This is a genomic window from Vibrio taketomensis (genome assembly GCF_009938165.1).
Taxonomy (GTDB): Bacteria; Pseudomonadota; Gammaproteobacteria; order Enterobacterales; family Vibrionaceae; genus Vibrio; species Vibrio taketomensis.
The window spans coordinates 348,378-367,320 of record NZ_AP019650.1; the positions used below are offsets into that span (position 1 = coordinate 348,378).

The window sequence follows — 18,943 nt, forward strand, 5'->3', positions numbered from 1 at the left end:
TCTGTTATTTGCCAGGGATGACATATGCAATCAATAACTGTTGAAAACCAATCGGTATTTCCGACCAAAGTACTTTGTGTGGGGCGCAATTATCTCGACCATATCAAAGAACTTGAAAATGCAATTCCTGAACAAATGGTGGTATTCAACAAACCCTCGACGGCTATCTCTAGCCATTTGCATGCATTTCAGCAAGAACCCATTCACTACGAAGGTGAAATCTGTTTTGTCGTTAACAAGGGGCAGTTTTCAGCTGTAGGTATTGGTCTTGATCTAACAAAACGTCAGTTGCAATCACAGCTTAAAGAGCAGGGTTTACCATGGGAGCGTGCAAAAGCCTTCGATGGCTCTGCGGTATTCAGCCGTTTTGTTTCGCTGCAAGGTTTAAACATCGACGATCTCGAAATCGAGTTGTTTATTAATTGTGTGCGAGTGCAACGTGGTGGTGTGAGACAGATGATGTATTCACCGCAAACGATTCTTGGCGAATTGCAAAGCTACACCACACTATGTGATGGTGATGTAATTATGACTGGCACACCGAAAGGTGTGGGTGAGGTTCAACAAGGGGATGTGTTCCTTGGGCGTCTAATTCATGCCGGTAAGATTTTAATTGAAATTGAGTGGCTAGCGCATTAATACAACCGAATCTTAGTTTAAACGCCAGCTTATTGCTGGCGTTTTGCGTTTAAGGTGGCGTTAAAATACTAAGTTATTGAGAATCAAAAAAACCACCATGCTCAGAACGGTCGTGAACAATACATTATGGGTTTTATAGATAATTAACCCGGCCAGAATGGCAGAGAGCAAATATGGATTGATAGGAGAAATCCAAAGTTCGCCTTCTGGTGCAAATACGATAGGCGCGAGAATCGCCGTTAAAACCGCAGGCCCTGAATAACTCAGAATAGCTTGCAGTTGAGGTGCTAACCGCAGGGGTAATTTGGGTTCTAAAAACGTAGCGACTGAAAAAGACCAGTGCCGCCATCGCTAAAATTGCAAGCATCGTCATTGGCTGCTCCTTGTCATTCGCTCAGTTAGGTAGCCGGCCAGCATTCCGCCGATGCTGGCAACCATTAACGCACCTTCAAATTGAATCAGATTGAGTGCGACGGAAGTGATCAGCGCTACCACGACAGCCACGAGGGTAGGTGAGTTCTTAATATTCGGAATTACTAATGCGATGAACGTTGCGGCTACCGCAAATTCGAGGCCGAGTTCATTCAAGGCAGGTATATAGCTGCCAGCAACAATTCCAACCAAAGTTGCTAGGTTCCAACATAAATAGAAACTTAAACCAGCTCCGAGGGCATACCATGGTTCAAACCTTTGTTCCGATTGGTTACCACAAATTGCGAAGAGCTCATCGGTGAGCAAATACCCTAAAGCGAGTCGCCACTTCAGTGGTAGCTTACCAATGCGATCACGCATCGACACACTGTATAAAAAATGGCGTGAAGTGATAAAGAGTGTGGTGAGTAACATGGTAGTTAATCCCACGCCCGCTTTTATCATTCCTGTTGCAACCAATTGAGCAGAGCCTGCGAATAGAATTGCCGAGAGCGCTTGACTCTCAAAGGCAGTAAGGCCTGATTCGATAGCATAGGATCCAGCGAGCAATCCCCACGGGATGACAGCGATACTGAGCGGAATCATGGCAACAGTGCCTTGCATAAATAAATGATAACGACTTGGCATAACCTGTACTTCTGAACTTAGCATTAGAGCTTCCATGTTAGAGACACCCAATGGGTATCGATTGTACAAAATTGCGGATCTATTGATTGCTACTCACAGAGAAGACATGTACTGCTTTGGCGTCACACCCATCGCACGTTTAAAATGACGATTTAGATGGCTTTGATCGTGAAATCCAGATTCTTGGGCAATATCAGATAGAGAATGGCCTCGCTTCATAAGTCGTTTGGCATATCGCAATCTTGATTGCACTTGATAAGCATGCGGTGGAAAGCCAAATTCTTTTTGAAATGAGCGTGAAAAATGATAAGCACTCAAGTTTGCTAATTTCGCTAGTTCTTCTAAAGAAACATCGGCTTGCGGGAAATCATCTAAAAATTCTTTAGCGATCAATAGTTGCTGCTTTGTGCGTTTGGGCTGTTCGACATGCGGGTGTTTTTTACCATGTCGACTCATCAGTTTTACTAAGGTCCCATAAACGAGCGTCTCCCTGAGTAGACGATTGTCTGATGACTCTAAGGTGTTAAATACTAGCCTTAGTTGTTGCGCCATTTCCGGGTCATAGACCACAGGTTCAGGGAAATAGGGAATAGAATTAGTCGTCGTTATTCCTTCAGTTAAATGGGCAAATTGTTCGGGTAGTGGATACATGGCCTTGTACTCCAACCATCGTCCGTGGCGCTTTGTCCGTTATGGACTTGATCGGCGTTTACAAGAATGATGCTATCTTGGGGAGCGACATGATTGCCACCATTTCGAAAGAAACGTTGCGCCCCTTTTTCGATGACCCCGATGGTAAATCCTTCATGGCTATGACGAGAGAAGTTCTGATTTTTGTACTTTGCGTCAATAAACTCCAAGCCACCCAATTCATTGGCAACTTGAAAAGTGACTTTTCTTTAAATGTTTTCTCGTCGTTCACTTCCGCACCCCTTGCGAATATTGCTTCCACTAGACTAACGCATATTTGCGATGTTTTTTTGTACGAAATTGCTGTTTTAGCATGTTGATTTACCGAGCTCAAGATGCTGAGAGGGGAGTATTATTTTTACTGCTTATATTATTACCTAGACATCGATATTTGCGTGGTTTCATATGTTAATTTATTGGCTTGTTATGGCGCTATACTCTGGTGATATTGTTCGAACAGATATAAAATGCGCGGCTTTCAGTTCTAACCAAGTTTTTATTATGATCGATATGTCTGTTCTGCCGCTGTACTTAACGGCAGTCGTGGCGCTGTTGTTGATTCCCGGCCCAGATATGTTACTTATCGCAAGCTCTAGCATGAGCTACGGCCGACGAGTAGGCTTGTTCGCAAGTTTAGGTAATGCTACATCAGGTATCATTCTTACGTTTTTGGCCGCGTTAGGTGTTTCCGCTCTGATTGCAATGAGCCCGTTGGCTTTAAAAGCGTTACATCTGCTTGGCGGAATGTATTTGCTTAAAATGGGATGGGATTGTGTCCGTACTCCAGCTGCCGATGCTCCTCATCTAGAGCAGCAAAATAAAATGGCAGTGACGTTTTATCAGCGAGCTTTGGTTAGTAACTTGCTAAATCCGAAGGCACTCGTGTTCTTTGTGATGTTTTTGCCGCAGTTTGTCTCAACCAATATTGCTGCATCATCGGGTGAACAGATGATGGCATTGGGATTGCTGTTAAATGTACTTGGTTTGATCTTCAATCTGTTATTGGTTGTGTTAGCGGGAACCTTGGGTAAAGGGCTGCTTGAGAATGCCAAGGTTAGGAATTATCAGCATAAATTTATGGGTGGGATCTTCCTCATCCTTGCAATCTGGATGTTAAGCGCATTTTTTACCGCTTAGTTTGATATAATTTAAAAGCCAGCCAAGTGCTGGTTTTTGCCTATAAAAATCAAACACTCGATGTGATGCATACAAGGAGCCGTTTATGCAGATCGAATTTATTCTGGACCCAGAAGACGCAATTAGAGAGCAGATCCTAACAGGTCTACGACAATACAATTTTCAGTTTTTTCCTCATGATAATAGTCAGAACATCGCTTGTATTGCACGTAACGAGCATGGTGAATTTTGCGGTGGTCTGTTTGGCGAAATTTATATCAACACCTTGTTTGTTGAGTATTTGTGGGTTGATGAAAGCAAAAGAGAGGCCGGATTAGGTTCTAGTTTGTTTAAGCGAGTGGAACAAGAAGTCAAAGCGCTAGGTGTGGAAACCGTTTGTTTAGATACGTTTAGCTTTCAAGCGAGAGAGTTTTATATTAAGCAAGGATTTAAAGAAGTCGGTCGGTTTACGAATTTCCCTATGCCTGGTGTTGATAAAATCTTCCTACAAAAGCAGTTTGATTGAGCGTCACTACTTCAAAGATTGCGGCTTAGCTAGCTGCTAAGCCGCATTGTTGCTCATCTCAGTGATAATTTACAAGGTATGTTGATGCTCTGCGATCAACATATCCATCGCCAGTTCAGCTTGTTCTTGAACCGCTGCGAAGTCTTGTGAATCATCAAAAGCTTCACGAAGTTCATAATAACATTTGAGTTTTGGCTCAGTACCTGATGGACGAACGATAACCCGCGCGTCACCTGCTAAGTGATAAATCAACACATCACTTGAAGGCAAATCAATCGGTTGGCTACTGCCATCGGCGAAGCTATGTATTTGAGTTTTCAAGTCTTCAATGCTTTCGATTTGTCGTCCGGCAATGGAGGTTGGTGGGTTAGCACGTAGTTTTTCTCCAATAGGAGGGGTATCCGGTGCAAGTGCAATGCTACGTTGAGCGTTTACATACACGCCATGTTGACGGTAAATCGCTTCCAATTGATCCCAAATCGTTTTGCCTTGCGCGCGCAAGGCTGCAGTTAACTGTGCAAATGCCACTAATGCCGACAAACCATCTTTATCCCACACATTGCTCCCAATGGTGTACCCAAGTGCTTCTTCATAGGCGAACAAGAATTGATGTTGTGCATCCTGCTTTTGCATTGCGACATTCGTTAACCATTTGAAACCTGTTAAGGTTTGAAAGTAGCTAGCTGAATATGACTCAGCAATTCGTTTGAGTAGGCTTGAAGAAACAATTGTATTACCAACTAACTGTTTACTCGCATCGCTATTCGCGAGTAGATAGTCACCAAAAAGCGCTCCAACTTGATCGCCTGACAACATTTGGTATTCACCGTCTGCTTTTCTCACTGCGGCGGCAAAGCGGTCGGCATCAGGATCGTTAGCACAAGCGATATCTGCGTTGTGCTGCTTTGCTAATGCAATAACCTTGTCCATCGCCCCTGCTTCTTCAGGGTTTGGAAAGGCGACGGTAGGGAAAGTCCCATCGGGTTCTCTTTGATCTTTTACACTGTAAACTTGATCAAATCCGGCGTCGGCGAGTAGCGTTTCTGCCATACGCGCTCCCACGCCATGCATTGCCGTGTATGAGATAGTAATACCGTTCGGTTGCGTGTGATTAGACAGCAAAGGACTGTTATTGATTGAATCTCTATATGATTGATAATAATCATCTTTCAGCCAAATTAGTCGACCGAGCGCGACGGCTTCTTCAACACAAATGAGCTCAAGAGGCGACTCCGCTGCAACATCAATCTGATGAGCAATGCCGGCATCGTGCGGAGGAATGATCTGAGCTCCGTTCTCCCAGTACACTTTAAAGCCATTATATTCTGGAGGGTTATGGCTAGCGGTGACGACGACACCTGCTACCGTATTTAACGTTTTAATCCCAAACGCAACAATCGGTGTTGCTGCAACATCGTGAGTTAGATAGACGGTGAAGCCTTGTGCAGCTAATACTGCAGCTGTATCGTGGGCAAACTGTTTCGAATCCAGTCTTCCATCGTAACCGATCACTACTCCTCGTTCTTTCGCGTCATCGAATTGGTGCAATAAATATTGCCCTAAACCGGTAGCAGTTTGTTGAATGACAAGTCGATTCATTCGATTGGGTCCACAACCGACTTTACCGCGCAAGCCAGCGGTACCAAATTCAAGTCGACTGCGAAAACGGTCCTCAAGCTCAGTAGTGTTATTTTCCGCCATTAAGCGTTGTAGCTCCTCGCGAGTTCGAGGATCGGGATCTTTGGCTAACCATTGGGTAATTTTTTCGTTCATTTTGATTCCCTTTGTCTTGAGTCATGCATCATGCTAAGTGATAGTAATTATCAATAGCGAGAACGCAATCGCTAAACTGATTTGTTTTTCCATTACTTGCACATTTTCATATCGCTAACTAGCCTTAATTAACATAAATATAACATTTATCATGGATTTTAGATTAGTTCATCCAAACGGAGTTTTTAGTACGTCTTTTAATATTGGTCGGCTGGAAGACTTCTGCAAGGCGCGCAAGGATTGCACGGTGTGCACAACGGAAGTGATGTGATATCGAGTGTTCTGCGTAAAAACGATAAACCCCTAGTTTTTCGCTCTGTAAAAGGAGCAGAGGCAAAAGGAGTAATCTTTTGAAGAGAATACCAACCCTGCTGCTGCGAACAATGGAAGTGATTGCTGCAACTTGGGCAACAAGCTCACCAGCTCAAGAAAATGCTCTCAACATGACGCAAGGTGTCACTCAAATCAGCCAAGAAGTCTACGATTTGCACATGCTCATCTTTTACATCTGTTGTGCCATTGCTTTTGTTGTGTTTGGCGCGATGTTTTATTCAATTTACAAGCATCGAAAATCCAAAGGGGCGGTCGCTGCGCACTTTCACGAGAGCACCAAAGTAGAAATCATTTGGACGGTCATACCGATCATCATTCTCGTCGCCATGGCAATCCCTGCAACCAAAACCCTGATTGCCATGGAAGATACCTCCCAATCGGACTTGACCATTAAAGTGACAGGCTCTCAGTGGAAGTGGCACTACAGCTATTTTGACCAAGAGATTGAGTTTTACAGCCTACTCGCGACATCACAAAACCAAATCGACGGGGTTGAAGCGAAGGGGGCGCACTACTTATTGGAAGTCGATAATCCTCTCGTATTGCCAATCAACCGAAAAGTTCGCTTCCTACTGACGTCTGATGACGTGATTCACTCTTGGTGGGTGCCAGACTTTGCCGTTAAGAAAGACACGATTCCCGGTTTTATCAACGAAGCTTGGACGAAAATTGATGAGCCGGGCATCTATCGTGGGCAATGTGCGGAGCTTTGTGGCCGAGCACACGGCTTCATGCCTATCGTGGTACATGCCATGACTGAAAGTGATTATGAAAGTTGGGTATCAGAGAAACAAGCGGAGTTAGCCTTGGCAAAAGAGCAAGCTCAAGCGGCTTTGAGTAGTGTATTGAACCTTGAAGAGTCGATGCAAATTGGGGAGCAAATCTACACTGATCGCTGTGCAGTCTGCCATCAAGCGAATGGCCAAGGTATTCCAGGGGCATTCCCTGCCATCGCAGGGAGTGCGGTTGCTACTGGTAATGTGGATGAGCACATTGACATCATTGTTAATGGTCGCGCAGGTACGGCAATGCAAGCTTTTGCTAACCAGTTAACAGAACAGGAGATCGCTGCCGTCATTACTTACCAACGAAACGGTTTCGGCAATGACACTGGCGATGTTGTTCAAGCATCTGATATTAACCAATACACTTCGCAAGATCAGACTACGGAGGAAGAACTATGAAGCCTTCAACTCCCGAGAACCAAAAATCCGCTCCGTTAGCTGATGCTGAAATGACGCGCGCAAACACCACTATGGCCTTAGAGGATGATCATCATGCCCCTCAAGGCTGGACTCGCTGGCTCTACTCTACTAATCATAAAGATATTGGGACGCTATACCTGTGGTTCAGCTTTATCATGTTTTTGACCGGCGGTGCGATGGCGATGATTATTCGCGCTGAGTTGTTCCAGCCTGGTTTGCAATTGGTCGATCCTCAGTTCTTTAACCAAATGACAACGGTACATGGGTTGATCATGGTGTTTGGCGCGGTAATGCCTGCCTTTACTGGCTTGGCCAACTGGATGATACCAATGATGATTGGTGCGCCGGATATGGCTCTGCCGAGGATGAACAATCTGAGTTTCTGGATCTTGCCTTTTGCTTTCGCGATTTTAATTGCATCGCTATTTACTGAAGGAGGGGGGCCAGATTTTGGCTGGACATTCTATGCGCCTTTATCGACGACTTATGGCCCTGACAGCACAGCTTTATTTGTGTTCTCAGTGCATATTATGGGGATCAGTTCGATCATGGGCGCGATCAACGTTATCGTTACGATTGTGAATATGCGCGCGCCGGGCATGACGTGGTTCAAACTGCCAATGTTTGTCTGGACTTGGCTGATCACCGCATTCCTACTGATAGCCGTAATGCCAGTATTGGCTGGTGCGGTAACGATGGTATTAACCGATAAATACTTTGGTACCTCTTTCTTCGACGCCGCTGGTGGTGGTGATCCTGTGATGTTTCAGCACATTTTCTGGTTCTTCGGTCATCCAGAGGTGTACATCATGATCCTGCCATCTTTTGGTATCGTTTCAGCAATCATCCCGGCATTTAGCGGCAAGAAACTCTTTGGTTATCACTCCATGGTTTATGCGACTTGTAGTATTGCACTGCTGTCATTCCTTGTGTGGGCTCACCATATGTTCACTACAGGTATGCCGGTTTTCGCTGAGTTGTTCTTTATGTACTGTACCATGCTCATTGCGGTGCCAACGGGTGTGAAGGTGTTCAACTGGGTGGCGACAATGTGGCGTGGGGCAATGACTTTTGAAACCCCAATGCTGTTTGCGATTGCGTTTATTGTGCTTTTCACTATCGGTGGATTCTCAGGGTTAATGTTGGCTATTGTTCCCGCTGATTTCCAATATCACGATACCTATTTTGTGGTCGCCCATTTCCACTATGTTTTAGTCTCTGGTGCGGTTTTCTCAATAATGGCCGCTGCCTATTATTGGTTACCGAAATGGACAGGGCATATGTATGACCAGAGACTCAGCTTATGGCACTTCTGGTGCTCAATCATTTCGGTCAACGTTCTGTTTTTCCCAATGCACTTTCTCGGTTTGGCGGGAATGCCACGTCGTATCCCAGATTATGCGATTCAATTTGCTGACATCAACCAGATAGTGTCAATCGGCGGCTTTGCCTTTGGTTTGTCGCAATTGATTTTCCTTTGGTTAGTGATCAAATGCATTCGCGGTGGAGAAAAAGCTGTGGCGAAACCTTGGGAGAGAGCCGAAGGGTTAGAGTGGACGGTACCGAGCCCCGCACCGCATCATACGTTTGAAACACCGCCGAAAGTGGATTGAGGGAAGTGTTATGCCAGATCCTCAAGCTACGAATTCTTCAAGACGCCAAGCCAATAGATCATTAGTTATCAAGCTGTTGGGGGCGACGGTGGCGATGTTTGGCTTTGGTTTTGCGCTTGTGCCTATCTACGACATTATGTGTGATGCTTTGGGTATCAATGGCAAAACCAACAGTGAGGCCGTTGAGGCTCCAACCGCGTTAACGGCTGACATTTCACGAACGATTAAAGTTGAGTTTATTGCTCATATTAACCCGAACATGCCATGGGATTTCAAACCTCAAGTATCCTCAATGGAGGTTCATCCCGGAGAGGTGATTCAGACTGCTTATCTGGCGCAAAATCGAGCGTCTCATACCATTGTCGGGCAAGCTGTACCATCGGTTTCACCAGGCTTGGGGGCGAGCTATTTTAACAAAGTCGAGTGTTTCTGTTTTAATAAACAGCCTCTTGATGGAAACAGCCAGACGGAAATGCCGTTGATTTTCTACATTGAGCGCGATATTCCCGAATCGATTCATACTTTGACGCTGTCCTACACCTTGTACGACATCACTGATAAGTCTGATCCCTCAACTGCAAGTGCCAAGGCGAGCACGCCAAACCAATTGCAAGGAGCTACCCAATGAGTTCAAAACCCCAGTCATATTATGTTCCTGCCCAAAGCAGCTGGCCAATCGTGGGTGCTATTGCGCTCTTTCTTGTCGCTGTTGGTGCGGGTTTGACGGTGCAAACCATGGCGGAGGGCGGGAGTGCCAGTGTTTTTTCTAAAGTGGTGCTAGCGGCGGGTTTTTTGTTTTTGCTCTATATGCTTGCTGGCTGGCTTTCAAACGTTGTTCATGAGTCGATGAGCGGTCTCTATTCCGAGCAAATTGCTCGCTCTTTTCGTCAAGGGATGAGTTGGTTTATTTTTTCTGAAGTGATGTTCTTTGGAGCATTCTTCGGTGCGCTATTTTACGCGCGAATGATTTCAGTGCCGTGGCTTGGTGGTGCTGACAACAATGCGATGACCCATGAAGTGTTGTGGCCTGCCTTTGAAGCGATTTGGCCTTTGACAACCACGCCTGACGGGCAAACGACAACGGCGATGGGCTGGCAAGGGATACCGCTACACAACACCATTATTTTGCTGCTGTCATCCATCACCCTGCATATGGCGCACGTCAGTTTAGAGAAAAATCGCCGTATGGCGCTGATTGTATGGCTCGAAATTACCATCGTACTAGCGGCGTTCTTCCTGTTTTATCAGGGTGTGGAGTACATTCACGCATACAGAGATCTCGATTTAACCCTGCAATCGGGCGTTTACGGCAATACGTTCTTCATGCTCACCGGATTTCATGGCCTGCATGTGTTGCTTGGGTCAATATTCCTTATCGTACTGTTGGGTCGAATAGCGAAAGACCACTTTACGCCGAAAGATCATTTCGCTTTCCAGGCGGGGAGTTGGTATTGGCACTTTGTTGACGTGGTGTGGTTGTGCTTGTTTGTGTTCGTTTATGTGTTGTGACAGGGATTATCACGGAAAGATAAAGGATTAGGATTGGAACTGAGGTTACTGAGGGGAGAACAAAGCCCTCAGTAAGGACGTGAGTTGGGGTCGATAAAGCCACTGAGTAGCGCAACAATCATCAAAATAACCGCTAGGGCGGACAACACAACTCGACGGCCAAGGTAGTGGCTCATTGGAGGTTGCGAAGAATCTTTATCATCTTCGGTATCATTTGGACCTTTTACCATTTCGATCATGGCTTTAGCGAGATTAGCAATGATGAATAGCAGTAGTAAAACCAACAACAACTTGAAGAAGAAAACCATAGTATCGTCCTTTAGCGAAGTAAGTAAGCAACCACTTTTTTGGCTAGCTCTGATATTAACCTTGGTTGCTATTTCGATATTGGTCAACCTTGGATTCTGGCAATTAAGTCGAGCAGATGAAAAACAACACATTGAGAATCAGCTACAATTAAATCAACAACATAGTCGTTTATCGATTGATCAGGTCAAATTTGACATTGCAAATGAAATCATAGGCTTAAAAGTGACGGCCGTATTGACCCCAATTACAGGTCGTTACGTGTTGTTAGACAATCAAACCTATCAGGGCAACGTGGGCTATCTAGCACTACAACTTATGCAAACCCCGCAAGGCAAAAATGTCCTTTTGGAACGAGGGTTTGTCAAAGGTACAGTTTCACGAGACCAGTTACCTTTGGTGGATTGGCTAAAAGAGACCTACCAAGGAGATGGCCGGCTCTATGCTCGATCAAGTAATCCGCTTAGCCATGGATTGATGCTTGAAGAAACCACGCCAAGTCGTATTCAAAATCTGAATTTGGCTGAATTAGGTGAGTACTGGAATGAGGACATTGAGCCTTTTGTGTTTCAGCCATTGCAAGCGAATTGGCGCTATTTACAACCATGGCAGCCAATACCGCTAAGTTCGAGCAAGCATATGGGGTATGCCGTGCAATGGTTCGCAATGGCGTTAGCGCTGGCAATTGTCGCGCTGGTTTGGTTAGCAAAAGCCATCAAGACTAAGGAGAGTCTATGACTAATTCGTTAACTCGAAGTCGTTTTAAGCTGGTCGCACTGATTTTGGTATTCGCCCTGCCGGCAATCTTGGCTAAAGTGGTACTTTCTCAGCATTGGTACAACTCGGGCGTGACCAATAAAGGCGACTTGATCACTCCAACCCAGCATCTCCAATCTTTTGGCCTTGATAATCCTTATCAAAACTCACAATGGCAACTAGGCTACGTGCTGCCCGAACAATGCGATGTTTTGTGTCAATCTCAATTGCACTATCTTCAGCAGAGCCATCTTGCCCTTGGTAAGTACCAACAACGTGTAATGCCAGTGGTTTTGGTTGATCAGCAGAGCGACCGAAGTGCACTTAAAGATATGGACTTCGCCATTCTCGAGGTCAACAATGCGTTCACACAAGTGGTTCAGGATCATGAGTATGTAATTGTCGACCCCTTAGGCCAGCTAGTCATGCGTTATCCTCAAGTTCAATCTCAAGATCAACTGGTTCAGCAAAGCAAAGGTTTGTTAGCGGATTTGCGTAAATTGCTCAAATTATCGCGCGTGGGTTAGGGAGATTGATATGGTGCTTAAACGTCTACTGCAACTGAGCCTCGTTCTTACTTTTACCGTCATTTTGCTAGGTGCTTATACACGCTTGGCTGATGCTGGTTTAGGTTGCCCTGATTGGCCCGGATGTTACGGACAGATAGGAGTTCCCAATACGGATTCAGAGCTTGCTCAAGCGAGAGAATTGTACCCAGGATTAACGGTTGAAGCCGATAAAGCTTGGTTAGAAATGATCCACCGCTATTTCGCAGGCTCGCTTGGTTTACTGGTATTCATCATTACGGCGTTGGCATTAGCGCAGCGTAAAGGTGGACGAATTCTCCCCGTTGCGATCAGTGTAGTGGTGATATTCCAAGCGTTACTTGGAATGTGGACAGTCACAATGATGTTGATGCCAGTCATCGTAATGGGGCATTTATTGGGTGGCTTTACTTTGTTTTGTTTGCTGGCGTTACTTTACTGGCGGGTAAATGCGCGTACGCTGGTTGTTCCTCAATATAACGTGGGAGTCACAGGAAGAAGTTTGGCGTTTGTCGCGTTCGTCGCAGTCGTTGGGCAAATTGCACTGGGCGGTTGGACATCATCAAACTACGCCGCATTGATGTGTACTGAATTGCCAATTTGCCAAGGAGACTGGAAACAGTATCTTGATTTCCCGACTGCCTTTCAGTTGATTCAACCAGAGCGATACAGCTACGAGTTTGGTACGTTGGATTACGGGGCTCGCATGACGATTCATGTCTCACATCGAATAGGGGCAATGTTTGTTACGGCCTTATTGCTCACCCTAGTCGTCTATTTGGTGAAGCGTGGTTCATACCAATATCGTAAACAGGCATTTTTGCTTACGGTGTTGTTGGCACTGCAAATCGCACTAGGTATTAGTAATGTCATGTTTGGTTTGCCATTGGCCGTGGCCGTTGCACATAACTTGGTAGCGGCGTTATTACTGGTGAACATCCTTTATGTGAACCACCTACTTTGGCGAACCAGTCGCTTAGGTCAAAACGTTAATACCGATTTAATGGGCAAGGAGGCTTATTATGAGTAGAGCGTTAAGTATTTCAGAGGTTAAATCACGTTCGAGTTGGTGTCACTACTTGACGCTTACCAAACCTAAAGTGGTTGCTCTGATGCTGTTAACCGCGTTAGTGGGAATGTGCTTGGCCGTACCTGGAGCTTTACCGTTACAGCAATCGATATTAGGTCTACTAGGTATTGGTTTGATGGCAGGTTCAGCTGCAGCATTTAATCATCTCATTGATCGCCGCATCGATGCGATTATGTTTCGTACTAATAAGCGTCCTTTGCCATCGCAGCAGATCACACCGATCAGAGTGTTTACATTCGCTTTTTCCATTGGCCTTATCGGTTTTGTTATGCTTTATGCTGGCGTAAATGCATTGACAGCATGGCTAACGTTCGCAAGCTTACTTGGGTACGCAGTGGTTTATACCATGTATCTAAAGCGCGCCACGCCGCAAAACATAGTGATAGCGGGCATCGCCGGTGCAATGCCGCCGCTTCTTGGTTGGACTGCAGTAACAGGGGCGTTGCATGGCAATGCGTGGTTGCTGGTGATGATTATTTTCATTTGGACGCCACCTCATTTTTGGGCGTTAGCGATTCATCGTAAAGCGGAATATGCCAAGGCGGACATCCCGATGTTGCCCGTGACTCATGGTGAGGAATACACCAAAACATCCATTTTGCTTTACACCGTATTGCTGGCCATTATCTGTTTACTACCTGCATTGGTGGGGATGGCTGGTATGGTGTACTGGGTAGGTTCTGCGTTTTTAAGCGCGGGGTTTATCTATTGGGCATGGAAGCTCAAATTTAATCCCAATGAAAAAACCGCCATCGAGACTTTTAAGTTTTCAATCTATCACTTAATGTTGTTGTTCTTATTACTGTTGGGTGATCATTACCTTACTTAGCTCAGAACTCACAGATAGGAACAAAAAGAAAACGTTTGCGTTGCGCTTCCAAGCTAAGTTTAACTCGCGTATGCTGATGAGCTGTTTAAATATTCGCCGTCGAAATAGTAGAGTAATGCAAACTTCTCACCCTGTATTTAATCGCCGTGTATTGCTGGTTTTGTTACTGGTTATGGTAGGGGCGTGCGCATCATTGGCTAAAACCCTTAATATAGGTGCAGATTTGGTGCTGAATACAGAGTTAGCACTAGGAGGAGATCTAGTGCTACATGGACTGGTTGCCATCACTCTTGGTTATGCAACGTACTGGGCAACGCCAAAGCAGTATCTTTTCATTCCTTTTTACAAGTTTCCCCCCCTGTTATACCTCATGTTGTGCTTAGTGGTTATTGACGAGGTTTCTCAAGCTTTCTTTCCACAGCGACAGTTTTCTGTTGAGGATATGGTAATCAATGTCATTGGTTTGCTGTTTGGTGCTTTTTGCTGTCGCTGTTGGTTCAAATTTCGCCAAAACTCGCTCTGATTCAGATATACAAACGCTCCCCATTTTTCAGATATTGCGTTATGCAACCGACGGTGTGCATAAAAATTTACACCAATGTAAATGTGTAAATTCATGCGAAATATTGCCTTTAGTTAAAAAAAGTGGTTGCAAGTCTCGTTTTGGGCAGATAAGTTACAAGGAACAGGATGAAAAGAGGTTAGGGAAAAGCTGATAATCCAGAGTCATGGTTCACGCTGAGCTCGTAGTGAAAAGCCCTTTCAACGTAAACCATATCCGCTAACCCCAAATTTAGTAGTAGGAAGAAGTAGTGATGTTTCAGACAGATGATGTACGAATTGCAAAAGTAAAAGAGTTATTGCCACCCATTGCCGTTTTAGAGAAGTTTCCGGCGACAGAAACCGCTTCTTCAACCACGTTTCGCACGCGTAAAGCCATTTCCAATATGTTGCATGATCAAGATGACCGAGTGTTGGTTATCGTAGGTCCGTGTTCAATTCATGATCCGGAAGCAGCGTTAGAATACGGCAAAAAGCTAAAAGAGTTGCGTGAAGAGCTGAAAGAAGATCTTGAAGTCGTGATGCGTGTGTATTTTGAGAAACCACGTACAACGGTTGGTTGGAAAGGTCTGATTAATGACCCGTATCTAAATGACACGTACAGAATTAACGATGGTTTGCGTATTGGTCGTAAATTACTGCTTGATTTGACTGATATTGGCATGCCAACGGCGAGCGAGTTTCTTGACATGATCACACCGCAATATGTTGCAGATTTAATCAGTTGGGGAGCAATTGGTGCACGTACCACGGAATCTCAAGTTCATCGTGAATTGTCATCCGGTCTTTCTTGTCCTGTCGGTTTTAAAAACGGCACTGATGGAAACATTAAGATTGCCGCAGATGCGATTAGCTCAGCGAGCGCGTCGCATAACTTCCTATCAGTGACCAAGTTTGGCCACTCTGCGATTGTGCAAACTGCAGGTAACCCAGATTGCCACATTATTTTGCGTGGTGGTAAAGAGCCAAACTACAGTGCGCAGCACGTGGGTGAAATTAAGCAAAAGCTTGAACAATCGGGCTTACCGCAAAAAGTGATGATCGACTTCAGCCATGCGAACAGTTCAAAACAATACCAGCGCCAAATGGTGGTTTGTGAGGATGTCGCTGGTCAAATCGCTGCAGGTGAAAATGCGATTTTTGGTGTCATGATTGAATCTCATCTTGTTGAAGGTCGCCAAGACTTAGTTGATGGCAAAGCGCCAACCTATGGTCAGTCTATTACTGACGCGTGTATTGGTTGGGAAGATACCGAAAAATCACTGCGTCAATTAGCAGAAGCAGTGCGAGCGCGTCGCGCAGCAAAATAACCTGTTGAGTGACGATAGACACTAACCGCAAAGGCTCCGAAAGGAGCCTTTGTTTTGTCAACCGTTTAAGCGCTGTTTGCTCGATGATTAATCAATGAGCTGATGAGAGTGTGCTTGTTCGCTCAGTTCTGAATAGTCATGTTATTTGTTCGATAAATTTATGTTGAGTATCCTAATCGTCGGGCATAACCTAAGGGCGATATACCCAAGTAACTTTTATGTGCGGTTTAAAGTGATGCCGATGAGGTTACTTGGGTATGAATTAATTAGGAGGGTAAGAAATGGTGTCTAAAGTGATTGTCGGTCCTCAAGGTCCGGAGTTGTCAGAGCTTATTCAAGGATACTGGCGACTGGCTGAATGGAACATGAGCCCGCAGCAACGCTTAACCTTTCTTAAGCAGCACATTGACTTAGGTATTACTACGGTCGACCACGCTGATATTTATGGAAATTACGAGTGTGAGACGCTGTTCGGTGAAGCATTAAAGCTGGATCCGTCAGTACGCAGCCAAATCGAGATTGTGACGAAGTGCGATATTAAGCTTTGCACAGATAAGTTTCCTGCGCGCAAAGTAAATTATTACGACACAAGCTCTGCTCATATTTATGAATCAGTGAATAACTCGTTAAGTCGCTTAGGTGTTGATCAAATTGATCTGTTGCTCATCCATCGCCCTGATGTATTAATGGATGCAGATGAGGTAGCTGAAGCGTTTGCTGAGCTACATAAGGTCGGTAAAGTGAAGCATTTTGGTGTGTCTAACTTTACGCCAGCACAGTTTGAATTGCTGCAAGATCGAGTGCACAAACCATTGGTGACAAACCAGGTAGAAATCAACCCACTTAATTTTGACGTTGCCCACGATGGTACGTTAGATCAAATGCAACTAAAGCGTATTCGCCCTATGGCTTGGTCATGTTTAGGTGGTGGTGAGATTTTCAAAGGAACGTCTGAGCAATCGAAACGAGTTCGTGAAGAGCTAGAGTTAATCCGTGATGAGATTGGTGCCAATTCAATTGATGAAGTGATTTACGCTTGGGTTCGTCGATTACCATCGAAGCCGTTGCCAATTATTGGTTCAGGCAAGATTGAACGTGTTGAAACAGCTATCAACGCACTAAATATCGAATTAACGCGCGAACAATGGTATCGCGTTTGGGTTGCGTCTAAAGGCCACGGTGTGCCATAGAGTGAACTCATTCAACAACAAAAAAACCAACCTTGCGGTTGGTTTTTTTGTTAGGTAGCGGGTAAATCTTCTAATGCCGTTCCAGATGGTTCTTTCGTTAACGCAATAAGTTCATCGGGTTTTACAGGCTGCGAATAGTAATAGCCCTGAATGTAATGAACCCCAAGCTTATTAAGCAGTTCAAGTTGTTGCTCAGTTTCCACACCTTCAGCGATGACGTGCATATTTAATTCTCTAGCAAGTTGAATCATCGAGACTAAAACAGGCGTGATACTCGACTCGCTGTGTAGGCTCTTAATGAAGACTTGATCGATTTTCATCACTTGGAATGGATGCATTCGAATAAAGTTCAAACCGGAGTAACCCGTGCCGAAATCGTCAATGGCGAGTTGAAAACCAAGATTTTTAATACGTCGTAGGTTGTTAAGCGCCAGATCAAGTTGATCTTGGTTAAAGTCAATATTTTCAGTGACTTCCAATAGTATTCTATCGACAAAGCCAGGGTGCATTTCGGCAAATTGTTGCAATGAAAGATAGAAATTGTCGTCAATAAGCGAGATGCGACTGACATTGACACTCACATATTTTGTTTCTTGGTAGTGAGGATACGTTTCAAGAAACTGTGCAACCATCGCGAGCATCTTTTCAGTCAAAGAATCAATTACCCCTAATTTTTCAGCTAAAGGAATAAAAATATCAGGAGCGATTTGCCCTTGAGTGGGATGATTCCAGCGCACTAATGCTTCACTGCCAACAATCGTGTTTGTGGTTTGATCAACGATGGGTTGCAAATAGAGCTCAATTTCTTGATTGCTTATGGCGTGCATCAAGCTAAATTCCATCGAACCCTTAGCCAATAGCTGATAACCAATAATCAGATAAATCAATGCGCAAATTGACGCGGCGAGAATGGTTTGCCAAACATGCTTGAAGTAGTGGTATTGAAACGTGCCGTAGGTCGGTAATAACTCAATCGCAATAGGATATTGAGCCGAACGCATCGTAACTGGTGAAAGATAAGGTATTTGCTTAGGCTCTAGATTACCGATTTGATAATCCTGTATCGATAGTTTGAATTGATAGTGTCGATTATCCAAAAACTGGGCGATGAGCCGAGTGAAGCGTTCTGGCGGCAGTAACGCATTTAAGCCAATGCCATCGCCGGTTGCAGCGTAGATAAAAAAGGTTGAAAGGTGACTGCTCGATTGATCTATCGCAATGGTAACGCCTTTGTCAGATTGATGGAGGCGTTCGATCACGTCACTCGGCAATTCAATCTTGGTTGGCCCTTCATTACTGGTACATCGAACGTACTCACCTTGGTACATACCAACTTCTTTAATGTATTTTGAGTTGAAGGTGTGAGCACGTAAGGCAAGTTTATCTTCGACAGAACAATTTCCACTTAATTGGCGATTCAGTAGATACAGTTCATTTGCTTCGCGATCAATGTAACGCTCCAGAATGTTGATGATCTGTTGACCGTCGCGCTTCACTGAATGTTGAGTATGGTAGACGTTACCTAGAATTGAAAAAGAAAATGCGACGGCAAAGATAAACACGACGGGTACGAGATTGGGCAGATGCTTAAACATCTGGGGAAGTAAATTGGTAAATCCAAGCAACTTGTATCGAGGCAATCGCATTGCAACCTGTGGTGTTATCTCTAATTGTTAACTATATCTGAAATGAATTCAGTAGCGTTTTTCTGCGAGCAATTTCATCATTGTCTCAACGGAAAAACGTCATCTTGTCTTGTAATTGAGAAGATAATCTAATCCTTAATGATATTAAAGCTTATTTCTATCATTACGCCCGCAGATAACCGATATCAGACCCTAAACAGAGTCTATACTTTAAATAGTGTAGAGTGTGTCGCTTAAATTAATGAAA

The 18,943-nt window shown here is 44.6% G+C and carries 18 protein-coding genes and 2 pseudogenes; 14 read left to right on the plus strand and 6 right to left on the minus strand.

What is annotated here, in order from left to right; translation table 11 throughout:
* Window positions 1–24: 24 nt before the first annotated feature.
* Window positions 25–639: a fumarylacetoacetate hydrolase family protein gene (locus tag Vt282_RS15285; RefSeq protein WP_162063930.1), complete on the plus strand. Its 615-nt coding sequence runs from the start codon at window positions 25–27 to the stop codon at window positions 637–639.
* A gap of 60 nt (window positions 640–699) precedes the next feature.
* Here the strand turns inward: Vt282_RS15285 and Vt282_RS15290 are convergent.
* The 3 genes and pseudogenes from Vt282_RS15290 to Vt282_RS15300 form a co-directional block, all read right to left on the minus strand.
* Window positions 700–1,012, minus strand: a pseudogene (locus Vt282_RS15290) (AzlD domain-containing protein).
* Window positions 1,009–1,722: an AzlC family ABC transporter permease gene (locus tag Vt282_RS15295; RefSeq protein WP_232055276.1), complete on the minus strand. Its 714-nt coding sequence runs from the start codon at window positions 1,720–1,722 to the stop codon at window positions 1,009–1,011. The pseudogene Vt282_RS15290 and the gene Vt282_RS15295 overlap by 4 nt, the downstream one beginning before the upstream one ends.
* 69 nt (window positions 1,723–1,791) lie before the next feature.
* Window positions 1,792–2,567 (minus strand): annotated as a pseudogene (locus tag Vt282_RS15300) (AraC family transcriptional regulator).
* Window positions 2,568–2,889: 322 nt separating this feature from the next.
* On the opposite strand from Vt282_RS15300, the gene Vt282_RS15305 reads away from it, so the two are divergent.
* Complete coding sequence (locus Vt282_RS15305; RefSeq protein WP_162063932.1) at window positions 2,890–3,525, plus strand: LysE family translocator; 636 nt, start codon at window positions 2,890–2,892, stop codon at window positions 3,523–3,525.
* An 85-nt stretch (window positions 3,526–3,610) separates the two neighbouring features.
* A complete protein-coding gene (locus Vt282_RS15310) occupies window positions 3,611–4,030 on the plus strand; it encodes a GNAT family N-acetyltransferase (protein WP_162063933.1) in 420 nt (139 codons plus the stop codon).
* A gap of 69 nt (window positions 4,031–4,099) precedes the next feature.
* Here the strand turns inward: Vt282_RS15310 and Vt282_RS15315 are convergent, their stop codons facing one another.
* Window positions 4,100–5,803 carry a phospho-sugar mutase gene (locus tag Vt282_RS15315; RefSeq protein ID WP_162063934.1) on the minus strand — a complete coding sequence of 568 codons (1,704 nt, stop codon included), beginning with the start codon at window positions 5,801–5,803 and terminating at the stop codon, window positions 4,100–4,102.
* A 383-nt stretch (window positions 5,804–6,186) separates the two neighbouring features.
* Here Vt282_RS15315 and coxB point away from each other — a divergent pair, with 383 nt between their 5' ends.
* From coxB to Vt282_RS15335, 4 genes are read left to right on the plus strand one after another with little or no spacing between them, the layout of a single operon-like run.
* Window positions 6,187–7,320 carry a cytochrome c oxidase subunit II gene (gene coxB / locus Vt282_RS15320; RefSeq protein ID WP_174855852.1) on the plus strand — a complete coding sequence of 378 codons (1,134 nt, stop codon included), beginning with the start codon at window positions 6,187–6,189 and terminating at the stop codon, window positions 7,318–7,320.
* A complete protein-coding gene (ctaD, locus tag Vt282_RS15325) occupies window positions 7,317–8,954 on the plus strand; it encodes a cytochrome c oxidase subunit I (protein WP_162063935.1) in 1,638 nt (545 codons plus the stop codon). Before coxB ends, ctaD begins: the two co-directional genes overlap by 4 nt.
* Before the next feature lie 10 nt (window positions 8,955–8,964).
* Window positions 8,965–9,582, plus strand: coding sequence for a cytochrome c oxidase assembly protein (locus tag Vt282_RS15330; protein ID WP_162063936.1), 618 nt, complete (start codon window positions 8,965–8,967; stop codon window positions 9,580–9,582).
* Window positions 9,579–10,463 carry a cytochrome c oxidase subunit 3 gene (locus tag Vt282_RS15335; protein ID WP_162063937.1) on the plus strand — a complete coding sequence of 295 codons (885 nt, stop codon included), beginning with the start codon at window positions 9,579–9,581 and terminating at the stop codon, window positions 10,461–10,463. The genes Vt282_RS15330 and Vt282_RS15335 overlap by 4 nt, the downstream gene beginning before the upstream one ends.
* Window positions 10,464–10,531: 68 nt before the next feature.
* Here the strand turns inward: Vt282_RS15335 and Vt282_RS15340 are convergent, their stop codons facing one another.
* Window positions 10,532–10,771, minus strand: coding sequence for a DUF2909 domain-containing protein (locus Vt282_RS15340; protein WP_162063938.1), 240 nt, complete (start codon window positions 10,769–10,771; stop codon window positions 10,532–10,534).
* On the opposite strand from Vt282_RS15340, the gene Vt282_RS15345 reads away from it, so the two are divergent.
* From Vt282_RS15345 to Vt282_RS15375, 7 genes are all read left to right on the plus strand, one after another.
* On the plus strand, window positions 10,722–11,507 hold the full coding sequence (locus tag Vt282_RS15345; protein ID WP_232055278.1) for an SURF1 family protein: 786 nt from the start codon (window positions 10,722–10,724) through the stop codon (window positions 11,505–11,507). The genes Vt282_RS15340 and Vt282_RS15345 overlap by 50 nt on opposite strands.
* Window positions 11,504–12,052 carry a hypothetical protein gene (locus Vt282_RS15350; protein WP_162063939.1) on the plus strand — a complete coding sequence of 183 codons (549 nt, stop codon included), beginning with the start codon at window positions 11,504–11,506 and terminating at the stop codon, window positions 12,050–12,052. Before Vt282_RS15345 ends, Vt282_RS15350 begins: the two co-directional genes overlap by 4 nt.
* A gap of 10 nt (window positions 12,053–12,062) precedes the next feature.
* Window positions 12,063–13,100 (plus strand): COX15/CtaA family protein, encoded by a 1,038-nt coding sequence (locus Vt282_RS15355; protein ID WP_162063940.1) that lies wholly within the window; start codon window positions 12,063–12,065, stop codon window positions 13,098–13,100.
* Window positions 13,093–13,989: a heme o synthase gene (gene cyoE / locus Vt282_RS15360; RefSeq protein ID WP_162063941.1), complete on the plus strand. Its 897-nt coding sequence runs from the start codon at window positions 13,093–13,095 to the stop codon at window positions 13,987–13,989. Before Vt282_RS15355 ends, cyoE begins: the two co-directional genes overlap by 8 nt.
* A gap of 115 nt (window positions 13,990–14,104) precedes the next feature.
* On the plus strand, window positions 14,105–14,512 hold the full coding sequence (locus Vt282_RS15365; protein WP_232055279.1) for a VanZ family protein: 408 nt from the start codon (window positions 14,105–14,107) through the stop codon (window positions 14,510–14,512).
* A 292-nt stretch (window positions 14,513–14,804) separates the two neighbouring features.
* Window positions 14,805–15,860, plus strand: a complete 1,056-nt coding sequence (aroG, locus tag Vt282_RS15370; protein WP_162047930.1) for a 3-deoxy-7-phosphoheptulonate synthase AroG — start codon at window positions 14,805–14,807, stop codon at window positions 15,858–15,860.
* 281 nt (window positions 15,861–16,141) lie between these two features.
* Window positions 16,142–17,050, plus strand: a complete 909-nt coding sequence (locus Vt282_RS15375; RefSeq protein WP_162063942.1) for an aldo/keto reductase — start codon at window positions 16,142–16,144, stop codon at window positions 17,048–17,050.
* 50 nt (window positions 17,051–17,100) lie between these two features.
* Here the strand turns inward: Vt282_RS15375 and Vt282_RS15380 are convergent, their stop codons facing one another.
* Complete coding sequence (locus tag Vt282_RS15380) at window positions 17,101–18,696, minus strand: EAL domain-containing protein (RefSeq protein ID WP_162063943.1); 1,596 nt, start codon at window positions 18,694–18,696, stop codon at window positions 17,101–17,103.
* Window positions 18,697–18,943 lie beyond the last annotated feature (247 nt).